General features: G+C 76.9%; 3 protein-coding genes. 1 reads left to right on the top strand and 2 read right to left on the bottom strand.

The genetic code is table 11. The features are described 5' to 3' along the window. Positions 1-1,355: multidrug effflux MFS transporter (locus GTQ99_RS20705; protein WP_240897865.1), on the top strand; the 1,355-nt coding region annotated here is incomplete at its 5' end. A gap of 16 nt (positions 1,356-1,371) precedes the next feature. On the opposite strand, the gene GTQ99_RS20700 is transcribed toward GTQ99_RS20705, so the two are convergent. Further along, entirely contained in the window at positions 1,372-1,650 is a 279-nt protein-coding gene (locus GTQ99_RS20700) for an acylphosphatase (RefSeq protein WP_166617586.1), read from the bottom strand. 77 nt (positions 1,651-1,727) lie between these two features. Continuing rightward, positions 1,728-3,992 carry a family 78 glycoside hydrolase catalytic domain gene (locus tag GTQ99_RS20695; protein WP_166617585.1) on the bottom strand — a complete coding sequence of 755 codons (2,265 nt, stop codon included), beginning with the start codon at positions 3,990-3,992 and terminating at the stop codon, positions 1,728-1,730. Positions 3,993-4,039 lie beyond the last annotated feature (47 nt).

Below are 4,039 nucleotides of genomic sequence, written 5' to 3'. Positions count from 1 at the left end.
CCCCGCGCCCGTCGCAGAGCTCGTCGCAGAGCTCGTCCCCGCGCTCGCCCCTGCCGGTCCCCCGCACCGCCCCCTCGCCGCTGGCCGGTCCGGGCACCGCGCCCGGCGCGCCCGGCGGCGAGGTCCCGCTGCGGCTGCTGGTGTGCCTGGCGCTGCTGTGCGCGATCGGGCCGCTGGCCATCGACACGTACCTGCCGACGCTGCCCCGGCTGGCGGACGACCTGTCGACGAGCGCCTCCAGCGTGCAGCTGACGCTGACGACGTTCATGGTCGGGATGGCGGTGGGCCAGCTGGTGCTGGGGCCGGCCTCGGACCGCCTGGGCCGCCGCGGGCTGCTGCTGGCCGGCACGGCCGTGACGTGCCTGGCCGGGGTGGCGTGCGCGCTGGCGCCCTCGATCGAGCTGCTGCTGGCGGCCCGCTTCGTGCAGGGCTTCGCGGGGGCCGCGGGGATGGTCATCGGCCGGGCCGTCATCGCCGACCTGGCGAGCGGGCGGGCCGCCGCGCGCGCCTTCGCGATCTTCGGCGTCGTCCAGGGCGTGGCGCCGGTGCTGGCGCCGCTGCTGGGCGGCGTGCTCGCGGGGCCGGTGGGCTGGCGCGGCACCTTCGCGGTGGGCGCGGCCGTGGCCGCGCTGCTCGTGCTGGCCTCCGCGCTGCTGGTGCGCGAGACGCTGCCGCCGGAGCGCCGCCACGACGGCGGGGCGCGCGCCGTGGCCGCCTCGGTGCGCGCGGTGCTCGCGCGCCGCGGCTACGTGGGGCACGTGGCGACCCTGGTCGCCGTCTTCGCCGCCCTGTTCGCCTACGTGTCGGCCTCGCCGTTCGTGCTGCAGCACGTCGTGGGGCTGTCGACGGGCACGTACTCGCTCGTCTTCACCCTCAACGCCTGCGGCATCGTCGCGGGCGGGGCGACGTCGGCGCGGCTGCTGCGCCGCCGCTCGCCCTCGCAGGTGCTGGCCGCCGGGGTGCTGCTGCAGCTGGGCAGCGCGGCGGCGCTGCTCGTGGTGGTCGTGCTCGCGGACGCCTGGGCGCCGGGGGTGCTGGTGCTGCTGTGGCTGCTCGTCTACGGCGCGGGGCTGAGCTTCGGCAACGCCACGGCGCTGGCGGCCGACGAGGTGCGCTTCGCCTCGGGCACGGGCTCGGCGCTGCAGGGCGCGCTGCAGTTCGGCGTGGGCGCGCTGGTCTCCCCGCTCGTCGGCCTGGGCGGGGAGGGCACGGCGGTGCCGATGGCGGTGGTGGTGCTGGTGTGCGCGGCCGCGGCGGCGGCGGCGCTGTTCGGGGTGGCCCGCCCGGCGCTGCGGGCCCGCGCGGCCGAGCAGGCGCGGGGCGCGGGGACCGCCCGGCCCGCCGAGGGCGGCTGAGCGGCCGCCCCGCGGCTCAGCGCGAGCGGAAGCCCCGCGCGCCGCGGGCGGTGCTCCACAGCTCGACGACCGCGTCGACCCGCCCGGGGCGCGCGCGGGCGGAGGGCTGCTCGCCCAGCCGGGCGAGCAGGTCCTCCAGCGCGGGGCGCGGGCCCTCGGCGACGACCTCGACGCGGCCGTCGGCCTTGTTGGTGGCGCTGCCCGCCAGCCCCAGCTCCAGGGCCTGCGCGCGCGTCCACCAGCGGAACCCGACGCCCTGCACGGCGCCGGAGACGAAGGCGGTGAGGCGGTCCACCCGCGCCACGCTAGGGCAGCGGGGGACCGCCCCACCGGGGTGGGCCGGCCGCGCGTCGACCGCGCGTCGACCGCGCGTCAGGCGCGGACGGCGTGCTCCCCCGCGGTCAGCTCCCGCTCGGAGCCGTCGGGCAGGCGCAGCAGCGCGCTGGTGCCCTCGGGGACGGTGACGTCGGCGGAGAAGGCGCCGTCCTCCAGGCGCCAGGAGACCGCCAGCCGCCCGTGCGGGGTCTGCAGCGCACCCTTCGCCCAGGTCAGCCCGCCACCCGGCTGCGGGGCGATGAGCGCGCGGGCGTAGCCGGGTTCGGCCGGGGCGATGCCGACCACGACGCGGTGCATCCAGTCGGCCACCGCGCCCAGCGCGTAGTGGTTGAAGGAGGTCATCTGCCCGGGGTTGATGGTGCCGTCGGGCAGCATCGAGTCCCAGCGCTCCCAGATCGTCGTGGCGCCCATCGTCACCGGGTACAGCCAGGAGGGGCAGCCCTCCTCCAGCAGCAGCCGGTAGGCGTCCTCCAGGTGCCCGGTGGAGGTCAGGGCGTCGGTGACGTAGGGGGTGCCCGCGAAGCCGGTGGAGACGCGGTAGCCGGCCTTGGCCACCAGCTCCGCCAGCCGCTCCCCCGCCCGCTCGCGCTGCTCGCCGGCCAGCAGGCCGAACTCGATGGCCAGCGCGTACACCGTCGCGCAGTCCGAGCGCACGGTGCCGTCGGCCTCGACGTAGTGCTCCAGGAACGCCGCCCGCACCCGCTCGGCGAGCGCGTCGAACTCCGCGGCGTCGTCCTCGCGGCCCAGCACCCGGGCGATGTCGGCGGTGGTGCGCGCGCTGCGGTGGGCCGCGGCGGTGGAGACCACGCCCTTGTCGGCCTTGGCCGCGGCCGGGTCGTCCGGCGGGGCGTCGGGGTCCAGCCAGTCGGCGAACTGGAAGCCGGTGTCCCACAGCCCGGTGGGCGAGAGCAGGCCCGCGACGTGGCGCACGTGCGCGGCCGCGGCCGGGTAGGCCTCGGCGAGGGCCTCGCGGTCTCCGTAGGCCTGGTAGAGCGTCCACGGCAGCCAGGCGGCCACGTCGGACCAGAAGGACGTCGAGTCCGGCTTGCCCCGCTGCTCCCTGATCGGCACCCACTTCAGCACGTTGGGCACGACGTAGGGGACGATCCCGTCGTCGTGCGCCTGCTCGGCGTCGAGGTCGCGCAGCCAGTCGCGCAGGAAGTCGCTCACGTCGTACAGGTAGGCGGCGCTGGGGCCGAAGACGGCCAGGTCGCCGGTCCAGCCCAGCCGCTCGTCGCGCTGCGGGCAGTCGGTGGGCACGTCCAGGAAGTTGCCCCTGGTGCCCCACACGACGTTGCGGTGCAGCTGGTTGACGAGCTCGTGGGAGCACTCGAACTCGCCGGTGCGGGTGAGCTCGGAGTGCACGACGACGGCTTCGAGGTCCTGCGGGCGCAGCTCGCCGGGCCAGCCCTCGACCTCGGCGTAGCGGAAGCCGTGGAAGGTGAACGTGGGCTCGAAGGAGTCCTCGCCCCCGGAGAGGACGAAGGTGTCGGTGGCCTCGGCGCTGCGCAGCGGGCGGGTGCCCAGCTCGCCGTGCTCGAGGACCTCCGCGTGGCGCAGGGTGATCGTCTGCCCGGCCTCGCCGGTGACGGTGAAGCGGATCCAGCCGACGAGGTTCTGCCCGAAGTCGACGAGGGTCTTGCCCGCCGGTGAGGTCCACACCTCCCGGGCCGGCAGGACCTCCTGGCGGCGCACGGGGGGCCCGACGTGCTCGGTGAGGCGGGCGGTGTCGAACTCGAGCGCGTGCACCCCGCCCCAGCCCTCGTCGCCGGAGGCGGCGCTGGCCCAGGCGGGGTCGTGCAGGCGGGCGTCGATGCTCTGCCCGTCGTAGAGGTCGTCGGCGGTGACGGCGGAGGCGTGCGAGCGCCAGGTGGTGTCGGTGGCGACCACCTGGGTGTGCCCGTCGGCGAAGGTGACCTCCAGCTGCGCGAGGCCGCCGGGTTCCTGCGCGTAGTAGCCCGAGCCGCCGCCCCAGGCCAGCCGCCCGCGGGCCCAGCCGTTGCCGAGCGCCAGGCCGAGCACGTGCTCACCGTCCGGCCCGCCGCTCGCGCCGACGGCGGCGGTGACGTCGTGGCTGCGGTGGCGCAGCCGCCACTCGTAGCTGCTCCAGCCGGGGCTCAGCACGTCGTCGCCGACGCGCTCGCCGTCCAGCCAGGGTTCCACCACGCCCAGGGCGCTGACGTGCAGGACGGCGGAGGCCACCTGCCCGTGCCCGGGTTCGAGGGTGAAGCGGGTGCGCAGCAGCGGTGCCTGCTCGACGTCGTCGGCGGCGATCATGGCGGCCTGCCAGGTGGGTGGCATGCGGTGGGTCCTCCGGGTCTCGGGTTCGCGGTGGGGTGGGTTCGCGG

Source organism: Kineococcus vitellinus (assembly GCF_009906315.1).
Taxonomy (GTDB): domain Bacteria; phylum Actinomycetota; class Actinomycetes; order Actinomycetales; family Kineococcaceae; genus Kineococcus; species Kineococcus vitellinus.
Note: the sequence above shows the minus strand (reverse complement) of the source record. Positions and strands in the feature narration are given on the sequence as shown.